At 35.2% G+C, this 25,101-nt stretch carries 20 protein-coding genes and 1 tRNA gene; 7 read left to right on the top strand and 14 right to left on the bottom strand.

What is annotated here, in order from left to right; genetic code table 11:
* Window positions 1–54: 54 nt before the first annotated feature.
* The 4 genes from BWD162_RS02740 to BWD162_RS02755 form a co-directional block, all read right to left on the bottom strand.
* Window positions 55–130, bottom strand: a tRNA-Thr gene (locus BWD162_RS02740).
* 206 nt (window positions 131–336) lie between these two features.
* Window positions 337–1,683 (bottom strand): acetyl-CoA carboxylase biotin carboxylase subunit, encoded by a 1,347-nt coding sequence (accC, locus tag BWD162_RS02745; protein WP_078705334.1) that lies wholly within the window; start codon window positions 1,681–1,683, stop codon window positions 337–339.
* 14 nt (window positions 1,684–1,697) lie between these two features.
* A complete protein-coding gene (gene accB, locus BWD162_RS02750; RefSeq protein WP_078705335.1) occupies window positions 1,698–2,183 on the bottom strand; it encodes an acetyl-CoA carboxylase biotin carboxyl carrier protein in 486 nt (161 codons plus the stop codon).
* 224 nt (window positions 2,184–2,407) lie between these two features.
* Window positions 2,408–3,265: a DsbA family protein gene (locus BWD162_RS02755; protein ID WP_078705336.1), complete on the bottom strand. Its 858-nt coding sequence runs from the start codon at window positions 3,263–3,265 to the stop codon at window positions 2,408–2,410.
* A gap of 673 nt (window positions 3,266–3,938) precedes the next feature.
* On the opposite strand from BWD162_RS02755, the gene glpD reads away from it, so the two are divergent.
* The 3 genes from glpD to cobT all read left to right on the top strand — a co-directional run bounded on the left by glpD (window position 3,939) and on the right by cobT (window position 8,358).
* Window positions 3,939–5,456, top strand: a complete 1,518-nt coding sequence (gene glpD, locus BWD162_RS02760) for a glycerol-3-phosphate dehydrogenase (RefSeq protein ID WP_078705337.1) — start codon at window positions 3,939–3,941, stop codon at window positions 5,454–5,456.
* A 401-nt stretch (window positions 5,457–5,857) separates the two neighbouring features.
* Complete coding sequence (gene dusA, locus BWD162_RS02765; protein ID WP_078705338.1) at window positions 5,858–6,838, top strand: tRNA dihydrouridine(20/20a) synthase DusA; 981 nt, start codon at window positions 5,858–5,860, stop codon at window positions 6,836–6,838.
* A gap of 521 nt (window positions 6,839–7,359) precedes the next feature.
* Window positions 7,360–8,358 carry a nicotinate-nucleotide--dimethylbenzimidazole phosphoribosyltransferase gene (cobT, locus tag BWD162_RS02770; RefSeq protein WP_078705339.1) on the top strand — a complete coding sequence of 333 codons (999 nt, stop codon included), beginning with the start codon at window positions 7,360–7,362 and terminating at the stop codon, window positions 8,356–8,358.
* Window positions 8,359–8,868: 510 nt separating this feature from the next.
* On the opposite strand, the gene BWD162_RS02775 is transcribed toward cobT, so the two are convergent.
* The 5 genes from BWD162_RS02775 to topA form a co-directional block, all read right to left on the bottom strand.
* Window positions 8,869–9,504 carry a uracil-DNA glycosylase family protein gene (locus BWD162_RS02775; protein ID WP_078705340.1) on the bottom strand — a complete coding sequence of 212 codons (636 nt, stop codon included), beginning with the start codon at window positions 9,502–9,504 and terminating at the stop codon, window positions 8,869–8,871.
* A 46-nt stretch (window positions 9,505–9,550) separates the two neighbouring features.
* Window positions 9,551–10,123: a thermonuclease family protein gene (locus tag BWD162_RS02780; RefSeq protein ID WP_078705341.1), complete on the bottom strand. Its 573-nt coding sequence runs from the start codon at window positions 10,121–10,123 to the stop codon at window positions 9,551–9,553.
* Between the two features lie 538 nt (window positions 10,124–10,661).
* Window positions 10,662–10,829 (bottom strand): 50S ribosomal protein L33, encoded by a 168-nt coding sequence (gene rpmG, locus BWD162_RS02785; protein ID WP_007477349.1) that lies wholly within the window; start codon window positions 10,827–10,829, stop codon window positions 10,662–10,664.
* Window positions 10,830–11,530: 701 nt separating this feature from the next.
* The gene (rnr, locus tag BWD162_RS02790) at window positions 11,531–13,801 is read right to left on the bottom strand and encodes a ribonuclease R (RefSeq protein WP_078705342.1); all 2,271 of its coding nucleotides are present in this window, start codon (window positions 13,799–13,801) and stop codon (window positions 11,531–11,533) included.
* A 57-nt stretch (window positions 13,802–13,858) separates the two neighbouring features.
* A complete protein-coding gene (gene topA / locus BWD162_RS02795; RefSeq protein WP_078705343.1) occupies window positions 13,859–16,408 on the bottom strand; it encodes a type I DNA topoisomerase in 2,550 nt (849 codons plus the stop codon).
* Window positions 16,409–16,654: 246 nt separating this feature from the next.
* Here topA and BWD162_RS02800 point away from each other — a divergent pair, with 246 nt between their 5' ends.
* Window positions 16,655–16,861, top strand: coding sequence for a hypothetical protein (locus BWD162_RS02800; protein WP_078706125.1), 207 nt, complete (start codon window positions 16,655–16,657; stop codon window positions 16,859–16,861).
* On the opposite strand, the gene dprA is transcribed toward BWD162_RS02800, so the two are convergent.
* The 4 genes from dprA to BWD162_RS02820 are packed head-to-tail and all read right to left on the bottom strand — an operon-like array spanning window position 16,791 to window position 20,909.
* On the bottom strand, window positions 16,791–18,005 hold the full coding sequence (dprA, locus tag BWD162_RS02805; RefSeq protein WP_335617781.1) for a DNA-processing protein DprA: 1,215 nt from the start codon (window positions 18,003–18,005) through the stop codon (window positions 16,791–16,793). The genes BWD162_RS02800 and dprA overlap by 71 nt on opposite strands.
* Window positions 17,980–18,633: a glycerol-3-phosphate 1-O-acyltransferase PlsY gene (plsY, locus tag BWD162_RS02810; RefSeq protein WP_078705344.1), complete on the bottom strand. Its 654-nt coding sequence runs from the start codon at window positions 18,631–18,633 to the stop codon at window positions 17,980–17,982. Before plsY ends, dprA begins: the two co-directional genes overlap by 26 nt.
* A 12-nt stretch (window positions 18,634–18,645) precedes the next feature.
* A complete protein-coding gene (locus BWD162_RS02815) occupies window positions 18,646–19,947 on the bottom strand; it encodes a dihydroorotase (protein WP_078705345.1) in 1,302 nt (433 codons plus the stop codon).
* Window positions 19,944–20,909, bottom strand: a complete 966-nt coding sequence (locus BWD162_RS02820) for an aspartate carbamoyltransferase catalytic subunit (protein ID WP_078705346.1) — start codon at window positions 20,907–20,909, stop codon at window positions 19,944–19,946. Before BWD162_RS02820 ends, BWD162_RS02815 begins: the two co-directional genes overlap by 4 nt.
* A gap of 122 nt (window positions 20,910–21,031) precedes the next feature.
* Between BWD162_RS02820 and BWD162_RS02825 the strand changes: the two genes are divergently transcribed.
* Window positions 21,032–22,657: an acyl-CoA dehydrogenase family protein gene (locus BWD162_RS02825; protein ID WP_078705347.1), complete on the top strand. Its 1,626-nt coding sequence runs from the start codon at window positions 21,032–21,034 to the stop codon at window positions 22,655–22,657.
* On the opposite strand, the gene ruvX is transcribed toward BWD162_RS02825, so the two are convergent.
* Window positions 22,642–23,121: a Holliday junction resolvase RuvX gene (gene ruvX, locus BWD162_RS02830; protein WP_078705348.1), complete on the bottom strand. Its 480-nt coding sequence runs from the start codon at window positions 23,119–23,121 to the stop codon at window positions 22,642–22,644. The two genes, BWD162_RS02825 and ruvX, sit on opposite strands and share 16 nt — an antisense overlap.
* A gap of 159 nt (window positions 23,122–23,280) precedes the next feature.
* Here ruvX and gatC point away from each other — a divergent pair, with 159 nt between their 5' ends.
* The gene (gatC, locus tag BWD162_RS02835; protein WP_078705349.1) at window positions 23,281–23,568 is read left to right on the top strand and encodes an Asp-tRNA(Asn)/Glu-tRNA(Gln) amidotransferase subunit GatC; all 288 of its coding nucleotides are present in this window, start codon (window positions 23,281–23,283) and stop codon (window positions 23,566–23,568) included.
* Window positions 23,569–23,599: 31 nt separating this feature from the next.
* Window positions 23,600–25,084, top strand: coding sequence for an Asp-tRNA(Asn)/Glu-tRNA(Gln) amidotransferase subunit GatA (gene gatA / locus BWD162_RS02840; RefSeq protein ID WP_078705350.1), 1,485 nt, complete (start codon window positions 23,600–23,602; stop codon window positions 25,082–25,084).
* The last annotated feature ends 17 nt before the right edge of the window (window positions 25,085–25,101 follow it).

Raw genomic sequence — 25,101 nt, forward strand, 5'->3', positions numbered from 1 at the left:
AAATTAGAAAATTAAGTAAAAATCTATATATTTCAACATGCTATAGATAAAATATGGTGCCCCCAGAGAGACTCGAACTCCCGACCCCCTGATTACAAATCAGGTGCTCTACCAACTGAGCTATAAGGGCATTACTGTATCGGAAGTAACACAAACTGACAAAAAGGCAAATAGAAAATTACAGATTTCAATACATATTTTTATAAAAAGCATATTTTTAAGTATGAAACAATTGAATTTTGGTTATGTCTTTATCTCTTACAGTTTTTAATGTTTATTATAGTGAATAAAGCGCTATTCAAACCTAATCACTCTTGCTATTGTTTACAAATTTGGTCAAGCTAATTTATTAGCAAGATATTTTTCTAACCAGTGAATATTATAATTGCCATCAATAATATCTTGGTTACTGATAAGATCGCGAAATAAAGGTAACGTAGTTTTAATTCCATCAACCACAAATTCATCTAAAGCACGGCGTAAACGCATCATACACTCTAAGCGTGTACGCCCATGAACAATTAGCTTTCCAATTAAGCTGTCATAATAAGGTGGAATATAATAACCTGAATAAGCACCTGAATCGACACGCACCCCTAAACCTCCAGGTGTATGAAAATGTGTGATAAGCCCTGGTGATGGCGTAAAGTTAATTGGATTTTCAGCATTAATACGGCATTCAATAGCATGGCCAGAAAAACGAATATCATCTTGTGTGGCTGAAAGCCCTTGTCCAGATGCAATATGAATTTGTTCATGAACTAAATCTATACCTGTAATTGCTTCAGTTACAGGATGTTCAACCTGTAAACGGGTATTCATTTCAATAAAATAGAACTCTCCATTTTCATAAAGAAATTCAATAGTACCTGCTCCACGATAACCAAGTTTTGCACAGGCATTCGCAACAATAGAACCAATTTTTTTTCGTTCAAGTTCATTAAGGGCAGGTGAGTAGGCTTCTTCCCATACTTTTTGATGGCGCCGTTGAAGTGAACAATCACGTTCTCCTAAATGAATAGCATTGCCAGCTCCATCACCTATAACTTGAATTTCAATGTGACGTGGTTTTTCTAAATATTTTTCGATATAAACTGCATCATCATTAAATGCGGCGCGAGCTTCTGAACGCGCTGTGTTGAAAGCAGTGGAAAGTTCTTTTTCAGAACGAACGACTTTCATACCGCGTCCACCACCACCTGCAGAAGCTTTAATAATAACAGGGTAACCGATTTCGTTAATAATACGCAGAGCTTCTTTTTCATCAGTTACAGCTCCATCTGAACCAGGTACAATAGGAATTCCAAGATTTTTAGCGGTTTTTTTTGCTTCAATTTTATCACCCATGATGCGAATATGCGCAGATGTTGGGCCAATAAATGTAATTTCATGGGCTTCTAAAATGTCTGCAAATTTTGCATTTTCAGAAAGAAAACCATATCCTGGATGAATAGCATCAGCTCCTGTAATCTCACATGCAGAAATAATTTGGTGAATATTTAAATAAGAGTCATGAGATGGAGGAGGGCCAATACAAACACTTTCGTCAGAAAGACGAACATGCATAGCATCAGCATCAGCAGTTGAATGAATAACTACAGTTTTGATTCCAAGCTCTTTACAAGCCCGTAGGATGCGAAGAGCGATTTCTCCTCGGTTAGCAATGAGGATTTTCTGAATCATATCTACCTCTCGCTTTATTCAACAATAATGAGTGGTTCATCAAACTCAACTGGTTGAGCATCTTTAACAAGAACAGCGGTTACAGTACCTGAGCGGGGTGATGGAATATGATTCATTGTTTTCATTGCTTCAATGATGAGCAATGTTTGACCTTCAGAAACATTTTGTCCTATTTCTACAAAAGGTTGCGCACCGGGTGCAGGTGCAAGATATGCAGTACCAACCATTGGAGATGTTATTGCATTATTTGATTGTTCTTCTTTTGTCGGGATTGTAGTTGTTAAGTTTGAAGAAGAGGTTACAGTAGGAGCAGGAATAGACGCATAAATTGTCTGTTCGGGAGCAACTGGAGTGTTTTGGCGTGATACACAAATACGAAGTCCACCTTGTTCAAGCTCAATATTAGTTAAATTTGTATCATTCAAAATTTTAGCAAGGTCGCGGATAAGCTCCATATTAATTTCGGTATGTTTAGTCGCGTCCGTTCTTTTTATTGCCATTTTATTTATAACTCCTTGATCAATAAAGATCATTGCTGCTTAATTTTTATACTCAAATATTTCTAGGCTATTCATTACCTTTTGTTTGGTATTTTCATTACACTTTGCAGTTATAATTTATTCTACTCGACAAAATCACATTTATAAGCTTGTTAACAAAAAAGAGGAAGTTAGAAAATATATTTTCACATCTCTCAATAGATTTGGTGGGGTAAAAAAGGGTCTCATTGTATGCTCTCTATTACTTCTTTTAAAATATCTTCACTTACAGCTCCAATGAATACTTTATTGCCAATAATATGAGAGGGAGTACCATTAATATTTAATGTAGAAGCAATTTGAATATTTCTTTTAAAGGACTTTTGCAGATTAGGATTTTGTATTGCATTGTATAAATCTTTTTCATTTGCTCCTAATGAAACCGCTATTTTTATAGCCTTGGCTTTGTTCGCACGATTCTGACTAGTTAAAAGCTCTTTATAAAATTGGGAATATTTCTCTGGAAATTGTTGTCGAAAAGCATAAGCAATTGTATGCGCTTCTATTGAATCAGGACCTAAAATGGGTAAATCTTTGATAATTATTCGCAAGTCTGGGTACTCTTTTATTAAATTTACCATACTAGAGTAGAAACGTTTACAAAAATTGCAGTTATAATCAAAAAATTCAACGAATATTATTTTGCCATTTGGATTTCCAAAAACAGCATCATGAGGAGATTGAAAAATTTCCTTTTCTAATGATTTAATAACAAAAGCTTGTTGTTCCTCTATTCCCCCCAACTTTTCTTGAAGAACAAGCTGCATTTCAATCATAATTTCTGGGTTTTTAAGGAGGTAGTCTTTTACAATCTCTCGGATGTAATCATCATTTGTATGTGATATAATTTTTTCACGAAGTTTGGATAAAAAAGTAGAATCTTCTAGAAGATGTATTTTAAGGCTTTCTACGATTGAATTGTTTAATGTTGTCTCTTTTGCTTTTAAACTTGATAAAGGTAAGCAAATTAGCGTACTTAACATGCCTATCACTAAAAATTTTGCAATGAATGTTATTGTTAAGTGTTGAAGCTGATCTATCATCTATATATCTTTGTATTTTAATAGAATATCTATAAAACTATATGGAAACTATTATATATACGCAAAAAACATTGAATCGTAGCATAAATTTAGTAGGTAATAGAAATAACATCAATTGCTTTTTTTACTACTGTGAAAAATTATTCTATGATGCATAATCTGCGTTAGTTATATTTTCTCCTTGGATTATTTTTTTTATGTTTAAAAAACTGTGATAAACGCAAAAAATAAAATATTATTTAGTTTTAATGCCGCAGATCACCTTAATTCAAAAATTGTTTCTATTATGTTATTGTATAATGCTTTTCTATTGTAGTTATCTGAAAATGTAGTAAAAGCAATGCAGAGTGTGCAAAAATGCTTGAAGAAACATAAATATTTTTGCGATGTTTTACATAAAATATTGACCATTAAAATGCTTATTAGATAGTTTATTGCTTTACTCTAATATATCTATGTTCTTGAAGCTACATTTTCTATTTTTTACAATAGCTTGGTAGTAATATTTTATTTATTTGTTTAATGTCATTTTAATGTATTCTGGTATTGGTAATGTTTATATTAAGTAATAAACATTATGCTCATATTTGGTTGAGAATAGTCCATATTGATTTTAATTATTTTTTCTATTGAGCACAGTGAAGCAAAATAAATTTAATGTGAAAGTAAAATTATGAAAGTCACAACGCATTATGATTTGTTTATTATTGGGGGTGGGATAAATGGATGTGGAGTGGCAAGAGATGCGGCAGGTCGTGGATTTAGTGTTGGATTAGCCGAAATGAATGATCTTGCATCGGGTGCATCAAGTGCATCAACAAAGCTTATTCACGGTGGTCTTCGTTATCTTGAAAATTATGAATTTAGACTTGTTCGTGAAGCATTGAAGGAACGAGAAATTATTTGGAATATGGCTCCACATATTGTGCGTCCTTTGCGTTTTATTCTTCCCTATCATAAAAGAATGCGTCCTGCTTGGATGTTACATTTTGGGCTTTTCCTTTATGACTATCTTGGTGGTTGGAATCAAAAACTATGGCGTAGTAAAAAGATTGATTTTTCAAAAGAATTTAACACTCCACTTCAAGAAATTTATAATAAAGGTTTTGAGTATTCTGATGCAACAGTAGATGATGCCCGTTTAGTTATTGCCAATGCACGCGATGCAAAAAAGAGAGGTGCTGACATAAAAGTACGCACAGAAGTTCTATCCTTAAAAATGGAAGGAGAAAAATGGCTAATAACACTTCATGATAGGTTAAATAATCAAGAATATTGCGTTTCTGCTTCCTATATTGGAAATATGGCAGGACCTTGGATCAATCATATTTTAATCAATATTTTAGACTATAAAAAGCATTCACCAGTGCGGCTTGTCAAAGGTTCTCATATTGTAGTCCCGAGCCTTTATACTCATGATCGTGCTTATATTTTTCAAAATAATGATGGCCGTATTATTTTTGCTATTCCGTATCAAGAAGAATTTACATTGATTGGGACAACAGATTATGACTATCAAGGTGATCTTACTGATATCCGTATTAGTAATGCAGAGATTGACTATATTTGTGCAGCAGCAAATGAATATTTTGCTCAGCCAATATTACGTGAAAACATTGTGTGGAGCTATTCTGGCGTTCGCCCGCTTTATGATGATGGTGCTACAAAAGCACAAGAAACTACACGTGATTATGTTTTGAAAGAAATGGGCGTAGGAAATGCTCCACGGATTCTCAATCTTTATGGTGGTAAGATTACAACTTATCGTAAATTAGCTGAAGATGTAATGAAGTTTGTTGAAAAGGCGCTTGGTTCTAAGGGGATGGCGTGGACAATAAATTCAGTGTTACCTGGTGGTGATTTTCCGTGTGATCGATTGGATATGATTGAAGAAAAGATTGCTCTTTTACTTCCAGATTTAGATGCATTTACATGGCGCAGGCTTGCTCGCTCCTATGGTACAGAAGCACTCATAATATTTGCTAACGGTAAGGCAGATAGAGGAAAGGGTTTTGGGCATGGACTTTATGAAGTTGAAGTCAAATGGTTAATGGAAAAGGAATGGGCTAAGACGTGTGAAGATGTATTATGGCGTCGTTCAAAACTTGGACTTTTATTAAATGAACAAGAAACTAATGTTCTTTCTGCTTATATAGAGGATAAAAAATCGACTAAATATAGCTTAGTTTGATTAATTAAAATTGCGGTATTTTTAGTATATTTATACCGAGACAATTTTTAAAATACTATTATTATTGCTTTTATTTTTTGAGGATTAAAATCCTTTAGATATTAAAAGTAAGTAAAAATGTGCTGTGAAAAAATAGAGAAGGTGAATTTTAGGGTGGCTACTCCCTAGTTAATATGAATAATAAAATGAATTTAACTGTATGTAATGAAGAAGAACAATACCTTTTATATATTTTGCTGTTTAATTTTAACAAAATTTAGATAATTAAAAAAGGTATTAGGTATAAAGCACGTTTTTATATTCTCAACTGATAATAAAAAACAATAAAATATATTGTAGAGAAGAAAAACATTGTTCGTATACGTGAATGAATGCTATGAAAACGTATAAGTAATGCTTTTATGATGTTGTATAGCTTTCCATCATTAGTAAAATTTGCAGTGGCACCAATGCTAGATTGGACGGATCGGCATTGTCGTTTTTTTTATCGTCTTTTGACAAAAAAAACGCTACTTTATACTGAAATGGTTGTAGCAGATGCTGCAATCCATGGCATTCGTGAACGACTATTGGCTTTTAGTGATGAAGAACATCCAATTGCATTGCAATTAGGGGGATCGGATTCGCAAAAATTAGCAGAAGCAGCGCGAATTGCAGAAGACTTTGGATATGATGAAATAAACCTTAATGTTGGTTGTCCATCAAATCGTGTTCAAGCAGGTATGTTTGGTGCTTGTTTGATGCTCCATCCTGATATTGTGGCAAGGGCTGTAGAAGCAATGAAGCAGGCTGTGACTATATCTGTGACTGTTAAATGTCGTATTGGTGTAGACAAACAAGATGAAGAATTAGCTTTAGATATTTTAGCTAATCAAGTATGGAATGCAGGTTGTGATGCACTCTGGGTGCATGCACGCAAAGCGTGGTTAAAAGGACTAAGTCCGAAAGAAAATCGTAGTATTCCAGAACTTAATTATGAAAGAGTTTATAGATTAAAACGTAAATATCCTCATAAATTTATTGGGATAAACGGTGGAATCCAATCAATAGATGAAGTCAAAGAACATTTAAAATTATGTGATGCTACCATGGTGGGACGGCAAGTTTATCATGACCCAGCTTTGCTCATGTCCATTGATTCTAAAATATATGGTGAACCGCAGAATGATCTTAGTGATTGTGATTTAATTGATGCTATGTGTGATTATGTCGCTAAACATATAGCGTCAGGTGGACGTCTTTCTCATGTGACACGCCATATGATTAATTTATTCCATGGTAGAAATGGTGCACGTCGATGGCGGCAAATATTATCCAATGATGCGACAAGAAGAGATGCAGGTGTGTCTGTTCTAAAAGAAGCGTTTGCTGCTTTTATTTAGATAAGTTTAGTTGAAACTCTAAAATTCTATTTTAATATTATACATTAATTAATTCATTTTATATATTGTAATTTATATATAATTTGTAATTATACTAAATAATCGGAAGGGGAGAAAACTAAATACTATCCATTTATGATAATGAAACTCTGTTAAAATTTGAACGAGAAGATGTAAAGGCTTTTTTATAAATGCATATGTAATAAATAAATACTGAAACTTACGATTTTTGGAATATTTTTGGATAAAGAATCTATAAGCTCGGTGAGCTTACCTTTATTGAAATGAGCTCGTTATGGATGTTATGGGTAGTATGCAGATAAGCATTTCTATAATAGGAAAATAAGTTGTATCATTAGCAATATTATCAGAATTTAGAAATAAATGCTTTTAAAAAGTTTAAGCACAAATTGTTACATCAATGACTAATATATTTATACTGTAAAAAACAACGAATTATTTATACTCTGTTTATAAGATAAAATTTTATTGATACCCTATAGATTTAAAAAGATATTTTTATGAACAGCAGTCCCTTTGATGATTTTCGTGCATTATTAACAAACTTACCGAGTGCTGATGAGTTTTCTATGATTTTAGCTAGAAAACGGCAAGCGAAGTTAATAAAACCGCAGGGAGTCCTGGGAAAATTGGGAGATATTGCGGTTTGGTATGCAGGATGGAGAGGTGAGGAAAAGCCGATTATAACACAGCCTTTAGTGGCTATTTTTTCTGGTAATCACGGCGTTATCGAGGAAAATGTTACGCCATTTCCGCAATCTATGACACAAGAGGTGGTGAAAAAGATTACTGCTGGTGGTTCGGCCGTCAATCAAATCTGCATGGCTTATAATCTTAGACTAAAGATATTTGACTTAGCTTTAGAATGTCCAACAATGAATATTACTAAAGATGCGGCAATGGGTGAGCGTAACACAGCTGCAACAATGGCATTTGGTATGGAATCAATTGCTGGAGGAACAGATCTTTTGTGTGTAGGTGAAATGGGAATTGGCAACTCAACAATAGCATCAGCCTTATGTCTGGCTTTATTTGGTGGGGAGGCTGAAGAATGGGCTAGATCTGGTAGGGGATCTGCAGGAGAATTTTATGAACGCAAAGTGAGAGCAATAAAAACAGCGGTTGCTTTGCATGAGGGTTATTTAAATGATCCTTTTGAAATTATGCGTTGCTTAGGAGGGCGTGAAATTGCAGCGATGGTGGGTGCTATCTTAGCAGCAAGAATGGAAAAAATTCCGGTTATCTTGGATGGTTTTGTAGCAACAGCAGCAGCGGCAGTATTATATAAAATGAATCCAAGGATACTTGATCACATTATTATTGGTCATATTTCTTCTGAACCAGCTCATTGTAAACTTTTAGAAAAAATTGAAAAAGAACCGCTTTTAGATTTAAGGATGTGTCTTGGAGAAGGAACAGGTGCAGCTATGGCTGCTGGTGTGGTCAAGGCTGCTCTTTTAACCCATGCACAAATGACAGATTGTGAACAAGAAAATTAGAAATAATAATAATGTGATCGATAAATGTCGAGAAAGAGCTTTAAGAATTTTACTCATTTGTCTTTTCTACTGTTTTATATAATTCAAGAGATATTGCCTATCGGTTAATTTTATTTATGAAAGAGAAGGGAAGTTGCAGAACGTCAATTTAACAATTAAAATCTTTTATAAAAGTCATCATAATTTCAATATTAGAACTACAGAACGCAATAAGTAGTAAGTATTTCAGACTTAGAAATTTTTACACAATTTTTGAAAAATATTAAAACTACTCACGGTTTTATTGAGTCAAATAGGAGAAACTGTGCTGTACTGTGTGCAGTTGCTTTTTAAGAAAGAGTAGCAGCACAACATTAAATAATACTATTTTTAGAGTTTTTAAATTTTGTGCCAGAAAAGGGTTATCAAAATCAATTTTTCAAACAATATCGAAGACAAAAAATGGTGATATTTTTTTGCTAAAAATAAATTTAGATCAAAATAATTCCTACTTTTTCTTTTAATACTAAATTATAAAAATTTACGCACTAAATGGCGAAGATATACGATCAGCTCATCATTAAACCATGGGTGTCGTTGTAACCAGAAAGTATTTCGCCATGATGGATGGGGTAAGGGCATAACATTATATCCTCGGGGTTGACGGATAGAAAGAATATTTTTCCAATCATTAACGGTTTCTGAGACGGTTTTATGTTTAAGTTCTGCAATGTGCCATTTTTGTGCATAATTTCCAATAGCAAGGACAAGCTTTATTTGTGGCATAGCCTGAAATACTTTGTCATGCCATATTTTTTGACATTCGCGTCTTGGCGGTAAATCAGATTTATTTTTATCATAGCCAGGAAAACAAAATCCCATGGGGACAATAGCAAATAAAGATCTATCATAAAATTCATCGCTTGTTACACCTAACCAATCGCGTAATCTATCTCCAGAACGATCATTGAAAGGAATAGAAGTTTCATGAACACGTAATCCTGGGGCTTGACCTGCAATCGCAATAGAAGCTGTGTTGGATAAATAAACAACAGGCTTTGGTTCATGGGGAAGAGCGGGAAAATAATATGGACGCTCAATACAAACACGACAAGAACGAATTTGTTTTCCTAGTTTAGCAATTTGATCACATTTTTGTTGCGTCATGATAGATAAAAACTAATGACAGCAGCATTACGAAAAAGCAATAATTTTATTTTTTTATGTAAGGATGAACTCTTCGCCATTCTTGCGGTTGTTGAAAATGTGATTGCCATATACCTTTTTTTTGCGCTTTGGCTTTTTGCTCTTCTTTTTGGTAGGTATAACCATAATAACTTATAGCCCACCCATCACGCACCATTTTCGCATTAATATTTTTGATTTTTTCTGTTCCACATGTGCCAAGAACACGCTGATATTTATCTCTTTTATCCCAATAACATGTAACAAATTGGTTTGCTATAAGCTTTTGTAAATGTTCTTTGGCTTTAATGCCACATGGGTAACGCTCTGCTTCCGTACCACAAAATTGACGCAATTCAGGAGCATCAATTCCTACAAGCCGGATCATAACATCACCAATTCTTATTGAATCGCCATCAATAATAATCGCATTCCCCGTAACGGACTCTGTTGAAACAGAAATCAACTTTTGAGGTTGCGACCAAATACACCTTACATCAATCATCACATTGATGCAAACACTGATAACTATAAAAGCACTTAAATTTATAACTTTTTGATTAAAGTTACTTAAATTAAAATAAAAAGCGTTATTTCTCATGAGAGAATTAATATCATAATGTGTTCGATTAAGTCAAGATACACTATTATATTGTGGAAATAGCTTATTTTTCTTAATGTTGATTATATCATTATGACAACAAGTAGCTATAGGTTGATGTCATTGATATTAAAAATATTATTCGAAAAAAAATTTTTTGATATTTAAATATTCAAATTTATAATATTGTTTTCATTAACTAACTGAGTTTATTTTTTTATAATTTTACGTATACAAAAAAATCCTACTTGTCTAAGCTATTTTTAGCTTTTTTATTTGAACAACTTTACTGCTATTTTCAATATAAAAAGTTCTTAATAAAAAAACAAAATATCTAAAAATTATATGGAATTTTTAACAAAATGAACGCCGTCAATTAGAGCAAAATACAAACCAATTATTTAGCTAATTTTGCTTTAAAATAGCAACTATTAGATAAAGCTTTAAAAAAACACTTACCACTTATTAGTATTTTAAAAGTGTACTTATATAATTAGCGGGAAATAAAAAATGCTATAATTTAAATGGATGAAATCAATTACTTGATTTTTGTTTCTTTAAATTCAACATGTTTTCTAGCAATTGGGTCATATTTACGTTTACTCATTTTGTCTGTCATTGTGCGACTATTTTTCTTTGTTACATAGAAAAAACCAGTATCTGCAGTTGACAAAAGCTTAATTTTAATAGTTGCTGCTTTAGCCATAATAAAGATCCTAATTAAATTGAAAATGATACTATTTTGCTTTCAAAACTTATTTTTGATGTAATTATATTTCATTACTAACACTACGTATGTTATAAAAAAAGTCAACATTTGATTACTTTTTTATCAGGTAGGTAAGTATTAGATTACTATATTAGTCAAGGAAGTAAATTATCACAGAGGAAAAATCAAAAGGTTTTTAAATATTTATTGCTTGACTAATGATAATTAATTCAATGAGTGTGCTAATTTTAGAGCGAAAATGATTAGGGTAATTGTAGTGATTCCACTATAATTTATAATGTTATTTTAAACAATCTGTTTAGTTATCAACAGTAAGGCAAGCTGTGTTTTCACTTTTGATTGTTAACACTTAACCTAAATAAAGCAGGGACTTCAGAAATTAATCTTATTTTTCAGTAGATTTCTTATAACGATAAGTGTGATCGTTTGTATAGTCTAATTATAAATAATGAATTGCAACTTTTTGTAAATATGGACAGAATCAATTGAAATAAAAATAAATATTATTATAGCGTAATGATAATTCGAAAATTCTTTCTTAGAAAAAAGGTAATATCTAAGGACAAAGAGATAATTTTTATTTCTCGTAGAAAATCTGCGATATATTACTTTTCCACCTTAATAATAAAACTGCAGCAATTAGGTTAATTTTTACTAAGTTTTTAATTTTTTCAATATCATCTTTGTTTGTAGGAATTACGTTCCCGTTTTTTTGCCGTAAATTTATTTTTACGATAAGAAATGGATGAAAAAGTAAACGAATGAGGTTGCGTTAATATTTCAAAACATAAAGCACCAGCAAGAGGTTGTACTTCTATAAGCTTTACCTCTACCTCGTTGCCAAGTTGATAGCCTTTACGACTCCATTTTCCTATAAGGGTATGCTGAGTTTCATCAAAATGATAGTAATCACGTTTAAGTGTAGAAATGGGTACGAAGCCGTCTGCATTTAGTTTGTCCAGTGAGATAAAAAGACCTGCTTTTGTAACTCCTGAAATGCGACCTCTAAATGAATGGCCGATTTTATTCACCAAATAGTGTGCAACAAGCCTATCAATAGTTTCTCTTTCAGCCATCATTGCACGGCGTTCATGTGCAGAAATTTGCGTGGCGATTGCTGTCAGGTTTTGTTCTTGTGCATCTGTTAGTTTATCGTCGCCTAATTGCAGGGCTTTAATAAGCGCTCGATGAACAATTAAATCAGCATAACGGCGGATTGGTGATGTAAAATGCGTATAATTATGCAGATTTAAGCCAAAGTGACCTATATTTTCAGGATTATATTCAGCTTGAGATTGTGAGCGCAAAATGACCTGATTAACCAATTCTTGTTGTTGTGTATTAATGACTTGTGCAAGAATGCTATTGAATCGTTCTGACGTAAGTTCTGTTCTTCGAGAAAATGATATTCCTAAACTCTGGAGGAAGTTCTGTAGCACTTCTTGTTTTGCGAGAGATGGTTTGTCATGAACACGATAAATGAAGGGCTGATGATGTTCTTTTAATGTTTCTGCGGCTGCAACATTAGCTTGTATCATAAATTCTTCGATCAAACGATGTGCTTCTAGATGAGGTGGAACCACAACATCTTTAATGTACCCATTTTGATCGAGAATGATCTTTTTTTCTGGTACTTCTAATTCAAGTGGTTTTCGACGATTGCGTGCAGATTTAAGTTTAATATAAGCCCTCCACAATGGTTGCAAGATATTCTCAAGAAGAGGGGCTGTTTTTTCGTTAGTATTTCCTTCAATTGCGCATTGTACTTCTTGATAAGATAATTTAGCTACCGTACGCATAATAATACGGTGAAAACTATGTTTGCGTTTGTTGCCATTTGCATCAAAAATCATACGAACAGCTAAAGCGGGTCTGTCTTTTCCTTCAAGAAGAGAACATAAATTATTAGAAATATATTCAGGAATCATTGGCACAACGCGATCAGGAAAATAAACGGAATTTCCTCTTTTCAATGCTTCTTTGTCTAAAGCGCTGCCTGTTTTTACATAATAAGAGACATCTGCGATTGCTACAATGATAATCCAACCATCGTTATTTGCAGGGTCTTCATCTTTTACTGCATAAACGGCATCGTCATGGTCTTTTGCATCCGGTGGATCAATTGTAACAAACGGTAACTGTCGCCAATCTTCACGATTTGTTGTGCCGACAATAGGTTTTGCATTTTTAGCTTGCTTCAAAACCTCTTCAGGAAAAACATAAGGAATTCCTTTTGAAATAAGCGCAATCATTGAAAGTGCTTTTTCGCTATCAATAAATCCCAAAACATTTTTTATTTTTGCACTTTTTGACCTGTAAACCTTATTTTTTTTAATTTCAGCTTCAACGAGATCACCCGATTTTATATCAATATCTAAAGGTGTTTCAATAATTAGGTCATTAGTTTTGCGATCTATGGAACAAAGCTGCCATTGGTTATTTTCTAATTTTTTTACTATGCCAAGCATAGTTCTTTCTTGCTTATCAATTTTACGGATAATACGCCCTGTATAAGAGAAACTTTGAGGGGTTTTATTTCGAAAAATTTTTACAAGAAGATGATCTCCAAGACTAATGCTAACTCCTTTTATATAGCGAGGAGGTATTTCAATATTTGGCGTTAAATCACCTTTCCATTCAAGAGGCTGTGCAATAAAACCGCCATCATTATCTAATGCACATATTTTAACTAAAGCAACAGGCGGTAATCCCTCTTGAGTTTTTATTTTCTTATGTTTTTTTGATATAAAGCTATGATCCTTTAAGTGATCAAGCGTATCTTTCAACCAACGGCGAGAATTGCCTTTTAAATTAAAAGCCCTGGTGATTTCGCGTTTATTTAATAGGTTAGGGTTATTAGTAATAAAGGACAAAATTTCTGCTTTATTAGGCAGTCGTTCAGTATAAGAAGACTGAAGATATTTTGTTTTTTTCTGACCTTTAACCAAAATTTATGCCTCTTTTATCTTAGAGAAGTTTTTTCAATGCTATCTTTTTCTATGTAACTATTTTTTCTTATTCACTCTTTGTCTTTTTTTAGGGGTGGATGCTTTAGCTAAGAGAAGGTCTAATGCTTCTGACAGTGTTACATCAGCTGGATCTTTATCTTTTGGTAATGTTGCATTGGTTTTTCCCCAATTTACATACAAACCATAACGTCCATCTCGCACAGTGACAGTTCCACCCTCTGGATGCTCACCTAATATGATTAGTGCTTCAGGTACTGTTCGACCCCGTTTTGTTTTATTGTCTTGTTTTTCAGCTAGCAGTGTAACAGCACGATTGATACCAATCTCAAAAACTTCATTGATATCAGAAAGATTTGCAGATTTTCTGTCATGAGCAAGATAGGGGCCATATCGCCCAATTGTGGCTGTGATTATTTTTCCCGTTTCAGGATGAATCCCAATTTCACGTGGAAGAGATAGCAAAGATAGGGCTTGATTAAGGTCAATATTTTTTCTTGCCCATTCTTTTGGTAGTCCTATACGTTTAGCTCCTTTATCCTGACCAAGTTGAATATATGAACCAAAGCGGCCAGTGCAAAGAAAGATATCTTTTCCCGTTTCAGAATCAACGCCAAGTACAAGGGGCTCATCACTACGTACAGCTTCACTTTCTTCTCCTGTATCTATACCCAGTTGGTGCGTATATTTGCACTCAGGATAATTGGAACAGCCAACAAATGCACCATAACGTCCCAATTTTAGCGATAACTGGCCATTTGTACACAAAGGGCAGGATCGAACATCACCTCCATCTTCACGCTTAGGAAAAGCAAGAGGTGCTAATATTACATTTAAGACATCAAGGACATGCGTTATACGCAATTTCTGGATATCGGTAACAGATGCATTAAATTCATTCCAAAAGTCATGTAAAACATCTTTCCAAGCTAGTTTTCCATCCGATATGAGATCGAGTTTTTCTTCAAGGTTTGCTGTAAAGTCATATTCTACATAACGATTAAAGAAACTTTCAAGAAAAGCTGTGACAATACGTCCTTTAGCATCAGGAATGAGTTTTCGTTTATCAGTTACAGTATAGCCACGGTCAGAAAGTATCGCTAATATAGAAGCATAAGTTGAAGGGCGACCGATGCCTAATTCTTCAAGTTTTTTGATTAATGAAGCTTCAGAATAACGGGGAGGAGGTTCTGTAGTGTGTTGAGTTATCTCAACTTTTTCTTTTGTTAGTGCTTCACCAGCGTTGATATGGGGTAGACGCGTTGATTCGTCATCTTCACCATTTTCTTCATCTCGTTGGTCAGTGTAGGCAGAAATAAAACCATCAAAGCGAATAACAGACCCTGTTGCACGCAAATTTGCGTTATTTTCTCCTTGAATCGCTTGAATTTCGACTGTTGTACGTTCAATTTCAGCAGAACACATTTGGCTTGCAATAGCGCGCTTCCATATCAATTCGTATAATTTTGCTTGATCACTATCAAGAAAATTGCGTACTTGATTGGGGTTGCGTTGAAAGTCTGTTGGGCGAATAGCTTCATGTGCTTCTTGTGCATTTTTTGCTTTTGTTGAATAAAAACGTGGTTTTTCAGGAACATAGTCACTGCCAAAGGACGCTCTGATCACTTTTCGCGCTGAATCAATGGCTTCTGTTGCCATTTGCACGCCATCTGTACGCATATAAGTGATAAGACCTGACGTTTCACCATTAATTTCAACACCTTCATAAAGTTTTTGGGCAATTCGCATAGTACGAGAGGGGGAAAAACCTAATTTTGAAGAGGCAGCTTGCTGTAATGTGGATGTTGTAAATGGTGGAGAAGGATTTCTTTTTATAGGCTTTGCTTCAACATTTAAGATGCGATATTCTGCCTCCTCCAACATGGAGCGGATTTTTTCTGCTTGTTCTAAGGATTTAATATCAAGTTTTCCGAGCTTTTCTTGGTTAAATGCTACCAGTCGCGCGTAAAAATTATCATCTCGAATCGTTTTTAATGATGTTGTGATCGACCAATAATCTTCTTTAATGAAATGTTCTATTTCTGATTCGCGATCACAAATAATACGTAAAGCAACCGATTGAACGCGACCAGCTGAACGTGAACCTGGTAGTTTACGCCATAAAACAGGTGAAAGTGTAAAACCAACGAGATAATCAAGAGCACGGCGCGCAAGATAAGCATCGACGAGCGATATATCAATATCACGCGGATTATTCATAGCATCAAGTACAGATTTTTTTGTGATTGCATTGAAAACAACCCGTTTAACAGGTTTATCCTTTAAAACTTTTTTTTGATTAAGAACATCAAGGATGTGCCATGAAATGGCTTCTCCTTCACGGTCGGGGTCGGTTGCCAAAATAAGGCTATCAGCTTCTTTAACTGCTTTTGCTATTTCGTTTAAACGTTTTGCAGAAGCAGTATCGATATCCCATTTCATGGCAAAATCTTGATCAGGTAGAACAGAGCCGTCTTTTGCAGACAAGTCACGCACATGCCCAAATGATGCAACTACTTTATATTGAGGTCCAAGATATTTATTGATTGTCTGTGCTTTAGCTGGAGATTCGACGATAACGATATCCATGATTTTATCCGAATGTTAAAATAAAAAATTCTCTCTATAAACTCCTTTCAAATGAATAGCTAATGGCAATTAGTCAAGAACACATAAAAAAAACTATATTATACAACTTTTGATTGTTATTATTTAAAATACTCTTTATAAGAGACAACACAACTTGTTTTCCGTGGCTAATATAAAAAGTATGCGGTAAAATATTAAGATAACATCTATTGAGAGATGGGGAGAATGCTCAAGGATAAAAAAAATATGCTTATGAATCGTTTAAAAATTATCCATTATATCACGGATATGTCAAAACAAATGAGTCAAATGGCGCGTCAAGCTCATAGTCCACTTTTAGCATTACTCTTGGATATGGTAGCCAAAGAGGGGCAAAGTATTATTAATAGCTCTGAGGGGCTTGGGGAAGATTCAACACCGACAATGACACGCAACCATCAGAGTGTCGAATAAGCTTCCCAGTAAGTTCAAGTTCAACCAATAAAAGGTAAAGGTTTTGTAAAGGAATATCTGAATGACTACTTAATGTATCTAAATCAATTGGAGTTGTTGAAAGAGCTGAAAGAACAGCTAGGCGTTCTGCATCATTTCTAGTAGAAGCGGATTTGTCAGTTTCTGTATTAGGTAAACTAAAACGTTCCTGTTGAAATTGAATTGGATATTCTTTTTCAAAAAGATCAAGCTGAGAACTTACACTATTTGAGACTAATGGTGTAAGTGTTTCTACAATATCAGAAGGGTGTGTAACCAGCAAAGCACCTTCTTTAATGAGATTATTCGTACCAACTGATCTCGGATCAAGTGGAGAACCGGGAATGGCAAAAATTAATCGTCCTATTTCAGCAGCTTGACGAGCTGTAATTAAAGATCCTGACCGCATAGCTGCTTCTGTTACTAAGAGGCCAAGCGATAAACCTGCAATAATACGATTTCTTCTTGGAAAATCGGTAGCACGTGGTTTCCAACCAACGGGCATTTCACTAATAATTGCTCCACCATTAGTGATAATATCATCATAAAGTTTTTTATTTTCAGGAGGATAGATATGATCAATTCCGCCAGCCATAACTGCGACGGTACCTGTTTTCAAACTTGTTTGGTGAGCAATACTATCAACTCCACGTGCAAATCCAGAAATGGTTGTAAAACCAGCGTTACCAAGAAAATGAGAAAATTGAGCAGTTAGCTTCTTACCTGCTGCTGAAGCATTTCGAGAACCAATAATCCCAACAGAGGGTTTATGAAAAGCTGAAGCATTTCCTTTTATAGTAATAAGCGGTGGGGATGCTTCTGTTACTTTAAGGTATGGTGGATAATCAGGTTCTCCTACACCAACAAAACGAATACCCAATTTTTCAGCTTTTTGGATTTCTTTTTCAGCATCTTCTAATGTTGCTATCCGAATAGGTGCGCAACGATCACTTTTTCTACTAAGCTCAGGAAGTACAGCTAAAGCATTTTCCGCTGTTTTATAATGATCAATTAAATTACGAAAAGTAACTGGCCCAATATTTTCACTACGTAATAATCGCAACCAGTTTAAACGTTGATGATCAGTAAGCGGAATCCCCTTATTTATTTCTGTTTTTAGTACCAATCTTACTTTCTTTCCCAACTAATAATCTACCGATATTCGTATGATGTTTTATAATAACAAGTATGCTCATCATTACTATTATGCAATGAGCATAGAAGTAAGGAGAGAAAAAATAAACAAAAATTGGAACAATAATAACAGCAATAAGTCCAGATAATGAAGAATAACGTGTAAATAGAAAAATTCCTATCCAGATGATGATAAAAATAACTGCTGCTGGCCAAAAAAATCCTAAAGATACACCTAGATAAATAGCAACACCTTTACCACCTTTAAATTTGAGCCATATGGGAAAAAGATGCCCTAAGAAGGCAAAAAAACCAGCTAGAATAATAATAATGTTGTGCACTGCTAGAATAGTGTCTTCTATTCGATAAATTAGAATTTTTGCAATTAAAATAACAAAAGTTCCCTTTAGCATATCACAAAGAAAAGTAAGAGCTGCAATTGTTTTATTTCCTGTACGTAAAACATTTGTTGCTCCAATATTTCCAGAGCCGATTGTCCTTATATCGCCAAATTTAGCAAGTTTTGTGAAAAGTAGCCCAAATGGGATAGAACCGATGAAATAAGATATCAGGAAAATAAATCCTATATGAACTTGAAAAAACGCTTCTATTTCACTCATTGAGAATCTCATTCAGTTTTGTTGTTTAAGCTTAAACACTGATTGGCCCTTGACAAATGTTTGGATAACACGTCCCTGAAAGTGTGTGTTCTCAAATGGTGTGTTTTTTGAACGTGAATGAAGCATATCTGAAGACAGTATCCATGGTTCATCAAGATCAACTAAAATAAGATCTGCATTAGCGCCTTTTACGAGTGTTCCAGCATTAAGACCAAAGAGCTTTGCAGGTGCTGTTGATAAGAGTTCAGTCAGTCTTAAAAGAGATATCATTTCATTATGATAGAGGAGTAAAGCCACACTTAAGAGAGTTTCCATGCCAATAGCACCTGCTTGAGCGTCTTGGAATGGTAAGCGTTTTGTATCAACATCTTGAGGGTCATGGGAAGAGACAATAACATCGACTGTTCCATCTTTTATTGCTTCAATCATTGCTATACGATCTTCTTCTGCACGCAGTGGAGGCATTAAGCGGAAAAAGGTACGATATTCGCCAATATCATTTTCATTAAGGGATAAATGATTAATAGATACACCGGCTGAAATTTTTGTATTATTCTGTTTTGCTAAACGAATAGCATCGGCAGACATAGCTGTCGATATTTGTGCAGCATGATAGCGTGCTTGTGTTAATGCAGCCAGTCGTAAATCTCTTTCCAATGGAATGACTTCTGCTTCACGCGGAATTCCACAAAGACCAAGCCAACTTGCTAGTAGACCTTCGTTCATAACACCTTGACCTGTGAGATCTTTGTCTTGTGTTTCATGAATCAGAGTGACATCAAAATCACGAGCATAAGTCATTGCGCGTCGCATAACAGATGAATTTTGAAGAGTTTTTTTCCCCTCACTAAAGGCAACAGCACCTGCATTTTTTAATAAACCGAATTCAGCAATTTCTTGTCCACCTAACCCTTGGGTGATAGCAGCAACAGGGTAAATATTGACTAATGACATCTCATGTGCTGTGCGCGTAATAAATTCAACAAGCGCTACATTATCAATAACTGGTTGTGTATCTGGCATCATGAGAAAGGAAGTAATACCTCCTGCTGCTGCAGATTGGCTAGCTGAAGCGATTGTTTCACGGTGCTCAGCTCCTGGTTCACCAACAAAAACTCGTGCATCAACAAGTCCAGGTAGAATCGCTTTATTTTGCGCATCAATAATTTCTGCGCCTTCGGGTATTCCTTGATTCAGAGCTTCTTTTCCAGCTGCTATGATCAGTCCGTTTTCAATAATAACTGTACCAATTTCATCGATTGTACGTGAAGGATCAACAATACGAGCGTTTTGAAAAACCATCGATTTTGTCATTTCTTTTCTCCACTCCAATTATGACGCGAATCAAGCAGTGCTTCCATAACGGCCATGCGCACGGCGATTCCCATTTTTACTTGTGTGTGGATCACACTTTGTGCTCCATCTGCTATGTCAGAAGCAATTTCTACACCACGGTTTATTGGGCCAGGATGCATGACGATGCAATCATTTTTTGCATAAGCCAAATTTTCTTTATGTAAACCAAAATGATGAAAATATTCACGAACGGAAGGAATAAAAGCACCTACCATACGTTCGCGTTGTAAGCGTAACATCATGATAACATCAGCACCTTTAAGACCTTCTTTCATTGTGTTAAAAACTTCAACGCTCATATCTGCTATTCCAGTTGGCAGAAGTGTTGAAGGAGCAACAACACGAACATGTGCTCCTAAAGCGTTAAGGCTAATAATATTGGAACGCGCGACACGTGAATGCAAAATATCTCCACAAATTGCAACAGTTAATCCTTCAATACGTCCTTTTATTCTTCGAATAGTCAGAGCATCTAATAAAGCTTGTGTTGGGTGTTCATGTGCACCATCGCCTGCATTAATGACACAACAATCAACTTTTTGTGCTAAAAGAGCAGCTGCTCCGGCGCAATTATGGCGAATGATAAGAATATCCGGATTCATTGCATTAAGAGTTATTGCCGTATCAATCAATGTTTCTCCTTTTTTGACGGATGAATTATTGATAGCCATATTCATCACGTTTGCTCCTAATCGCTTACCAGCTAGTTCGAATGAGGATTGTGTTCGCGTGGAGGTTTCAAAGAAAAGATTAATTTGGGTACGCCCATACAGTGTGGATTTTTTTTTATCAATTGTCTTGGAAAAAGTAATATTTGCATCTGCACGATCAAGCAGTGTGATAAGGTCTTGTACATTTAAACCTTTAATACCTAAAAGATGACGGTAGGGGAAAATCGGAAAAAGAGTATTTTGAGTCATAGCATTCTTTTCTAGGGATCTCTAAAGAATTTAAATAAGTATTTGTTTGAATGTAATAAATGTTTTTAACTGTAAAAAGATAAATAGTCTATGATATCAATGATTCGAATAAGGAATATACTATGAGTGCTCTGTTTATGCAGAATGGCCACCGAAAGAATGCGTTTCTTAGTGATACACTTATGTTTCGTATTGCATCTAATTTGCCTACATCTTTATTAGCAAGTTTTGAAGAAATAGGAGCATTTGTGGCTAGCCATGAAGCACGAGATCTTTCCCGTTTAGCAAATCACTATCGACCAATATTACGCTCTAATAACGAATGGAGCCAATTGACAGAACAGTTAGAAATCCACCCCACTTATCATACCCTTCAAAGATATTCTAGACAAGTGGGGTTAAGTACTTCACTATGGGAAAATATAACTTCGGAAAATGGAATACGTTATCAGGCACGTGCTATTCGTTTGGCTTTATCTGCTGGTTTGGAAACCGGACATTTGAATGAGGTTATGATAACAAGTGCAGCTATTGCGGTATTAATTGGTGATGTTGAGTTATTTAAAAGATGGCGAAATGTACTCTTGTCACGTCAATATGATTTATCTCTCAAGCCTATTAATGATAAAAAAAGTGCTTCTCTTACTTGTGCTTTTGATAATGTTGCAAAAAGTGAAAAGTATCTTTCTAGTTTTCCAATTGCTCAGAAAGTTTCTTTTGATGAGAAGATGGGGCGTGATCTGTATCATTTAAATAGTGTAAAAACCAATGTTATTAATCCGATGGTTGATGGATATCTTGTCAGTGCGGAAATAGATGGTTATTTAAGCTGCTTTTTAGTTCCACGCATGCAAGAAAATGGTGTACTAAATAATATCTCGGTTGATTATTTATTACAACGTTCTGGAGAATGTTCAGTCCCAGAGGGAATTGTCCATTTCCAGGGTAGTTATGGTTGGCTTTTAGGAAATATTGGGGAGGGGGCTAAAATAATTAAAGATATAGAAACTATGATGCGCTTCGATCAGTCTGTGGTATCAACAGGTGTTCTGCGTGCAGCACTTCAATTTGGTGTGGATTTTTTTCGGCAAAAAATGCCAAACCAACCTTTACCACCACTAACAGAGCGTATTTTTGCTGATATTGCACTTGATATTGCTGCTTCACAAGCATTGGTTTTACGTTTAGCGCAGGCGTTTGATAATGCTACAAATAGTCGTTCTGAAGCAGCTTTTGCACGCATCATGACACCTATTATTGCTTGTCATGTAAATCAATTGGTTGTTCCTATTGTTAGTGAAATTATTGCACAGCTTGGTTTAGAAAGTTTTGTGGAAGGTAATCCGTTATCACAAATGTTACATGATGGATCTGCTCGGGTAGTTAGAAATAACGATTCTAATCAATTGGTAAAGGACGCAATCCTTATAGCTAATAAAGCACCAGGATTATTTCAGCAACTGTTAGAAAAAATTGCAACTGATATTGGACCAGCAGGTCCACGAGCAGTTGAAATTATCAAGTCTGCTATCCATATGGCTTCAACAAATGAAGGAGCAGGCCGTTTTTTTGTTGAGCAAGTGGCATATGCTGCTGCAACTGCAGCATTACGTTATAAGGAAATGGAATATATTATAAACGCTTATATGGAAAGCCGCCTTGGAGGACAATGGAGATTATCCTATGGTATGATGATTGCACGATATAATCCCGGACAATTATTGGAGATCCTTTATCCTTCTGTGTGATTTAGGTTCTGAATTCTATCAAGAACGCCTTGTAATATAAAAGCAGCAGCTGCAGAATCAATGCGGGCTGCTCTTTTGGCGCGCGATACATCCATTTCTAAAAGGGAGCGTTGTGCAGCAATTGTTGACAATCGTTCGTCCCAAAAAACAAATGGAATTTTTGTATATGTTCCCATATTACTAACAAAAGTTCGGGTTGCTTGAACACGAGAGCCGTTACTTCCATCCATGTTAACAGGTAAACCAATAACAGCAACCCCTACATTTTCTTTATTAAAGGTTTGGACAAGTGTAAGGGCATCTAATGTAAATTTTTTCCGTTGAATGATAGGGCGTGGATGTGAAAGAGTTAAACTGATATCAGAAATAGCAATTCCGATAGTTTTTGCACCCAAATCCAAACCTACTACTGTTTGTTTGGGTAAAAGATGTGTAGTAATTTCATGTATGTTAATGACAGCCATGTGTTTTATGCTCAGAGTTTCTTAATATTTTAGGTTAATATTTATAATGAAGTTTTGATACAGATATCAATATTCTTGCGCTTATAGAAGCGAACTTGTATAGCCAAAACATGAAAAGAGTAATGTCGCAATCAAATTTGAGCAGAAAGGCATCATAATATGTCTGTTGATAATAAGACAGTCAAAAGGGTGGCACGTTTAGCACGTATTGCTATCCATGATGATGAAATAGAACGCATGACAAAGGAATTTAATGCCATTTTAGAGTTTGTAGAACAACTTAATGAAGTTGATATTAATGGAGTTGAACCATTAACATCAATAATGCCTATGGCTTTGCGAGTGCGTGAAGATAGTATCACAGATGGTAATAAAGCTGCAGAAATTGTGGCAAATGCACCTGTAACAGAAGAAAATTTCTTTCTTGTTTCGAAGGTCGTCGAGTAATTTTTTAATATTTTAAAATTTGAGAATCAATATGACTGATTTAACAACCCTAACGATTGCACAGGCTCGTGATGTTTTAACAAAGGGAGATCTAAAAGCAACTGAATTAACAGAAGCTTATTTAAAAGCGATCGAATTAGCTAATCCAACTCTAAATGTTTATGTAGCGGTAACAGCAGAACAGGCAACAAAAATGGCTGCTGAATCAGATAATCGTTTTGCGAAAAGACAAGCTGGTATTTTAGAGGGAATTCCACTAGGAATTAAGGATCTTTTTGCCACACAAGATGTCCATACTCAAGCTTGTTCATATATTCTTGATGGTTTTAAACCTAAATATGAATCAACAGTAACGGCTAATTTGTGGAAAGATGGAGCGGTTATGTTAGGCAAACTTAATATGGATGAGTTTGCGATGGGGTCATCTAATGAAACATCACATTATGGGCCAGTTATTAATCCATGGCGGAAAAAAGGATCAGATGAAAAACTTGTCCCAGGTGGTTCTTCAGGTGGTTCTGCAGCTGCTGTTGCAGCACGACTTTGTGCAGGAGCAACAGCAACCGATACTGGTGGATCGATACGCCAGCCAGCAGCCTTTACTGGTACTGTGGGGATAAAGCCGACTTATGGGCGATGTTCGCGGTGGGGGACTATAGCTTATGCTTCATCGCTCGATCAAGCAGGGCCTATCGGGCGAGATGTGCGTGATTGCGCCATTATGCTTAAATCAATGGCTTCCTTTGATGATAAGGATTCAACTTCGATTAATGTACCAGTACCTGATTATGAAAATTATATAGGTCGATCAATCAAGGGAATGAAAATTGGTATTCCAAAAGAATACTATATTGAAGGAATGTCTGCTGAAATTATGGACCTTTGGCAAAAAGGAATGGACTGGCTAAAGGAAGCAGGAGCTCAAATTATTGATATTTCATTGCCTCATACAAAATATGCTTTGCCCGCTTATTATGTTGTGGCTCCTGCAGAAGCGTCTTCTAATTTAGCACGCTATGATGGTGTCCGTTTTGGGCTTCGTATACCAGGGAAAGATGTTATTGAAATGTATGAAAATACGCGCTCATCTGGCTTTGGTGATGAAGTCAAACGGCGTGTTTTGATTGGTACTTATGTTCTTTCTGCAGGTTATTATGATGCTTATTATCTTAGAGCTCAAAAGGTGCGAACATTAATTAAACGTGATTTTGATCAATGTTTTGCTGCTGGTATTGATGCTATTCTAACGCCTACAACACCGGCATCAGCCTTTGGTATTGCTGATGAGAAAATAAAGAATGATACAATAGCAATGTATTTAAACGATATCTGTACTGTATCAGTTAATATGGCAGGGTTACCAGGTATTTCTATTCCCGCAGGTTTATCATTAAATGGCTTACCGCTAGGATTGCAATTGATTGGTAAGCCTTTTGCTGAGGAAATAGTTTTTCAGATAGCCTACATTATAGAGCAAGCGGCGGGAACGTTAAATGTTGAAAAATGGTGGCCATAAAAAATTAAAAGTTCACG

This window comes from Bartonella sp. WD16.2 (assembly GCF_002022505.1).
Taxonomy (GTDB): domain Bacteria; phylum Pseudomonadota; class Alphaproteobacteria; order Rhizobiales; family Rhizobiaceae; genus Bartonella.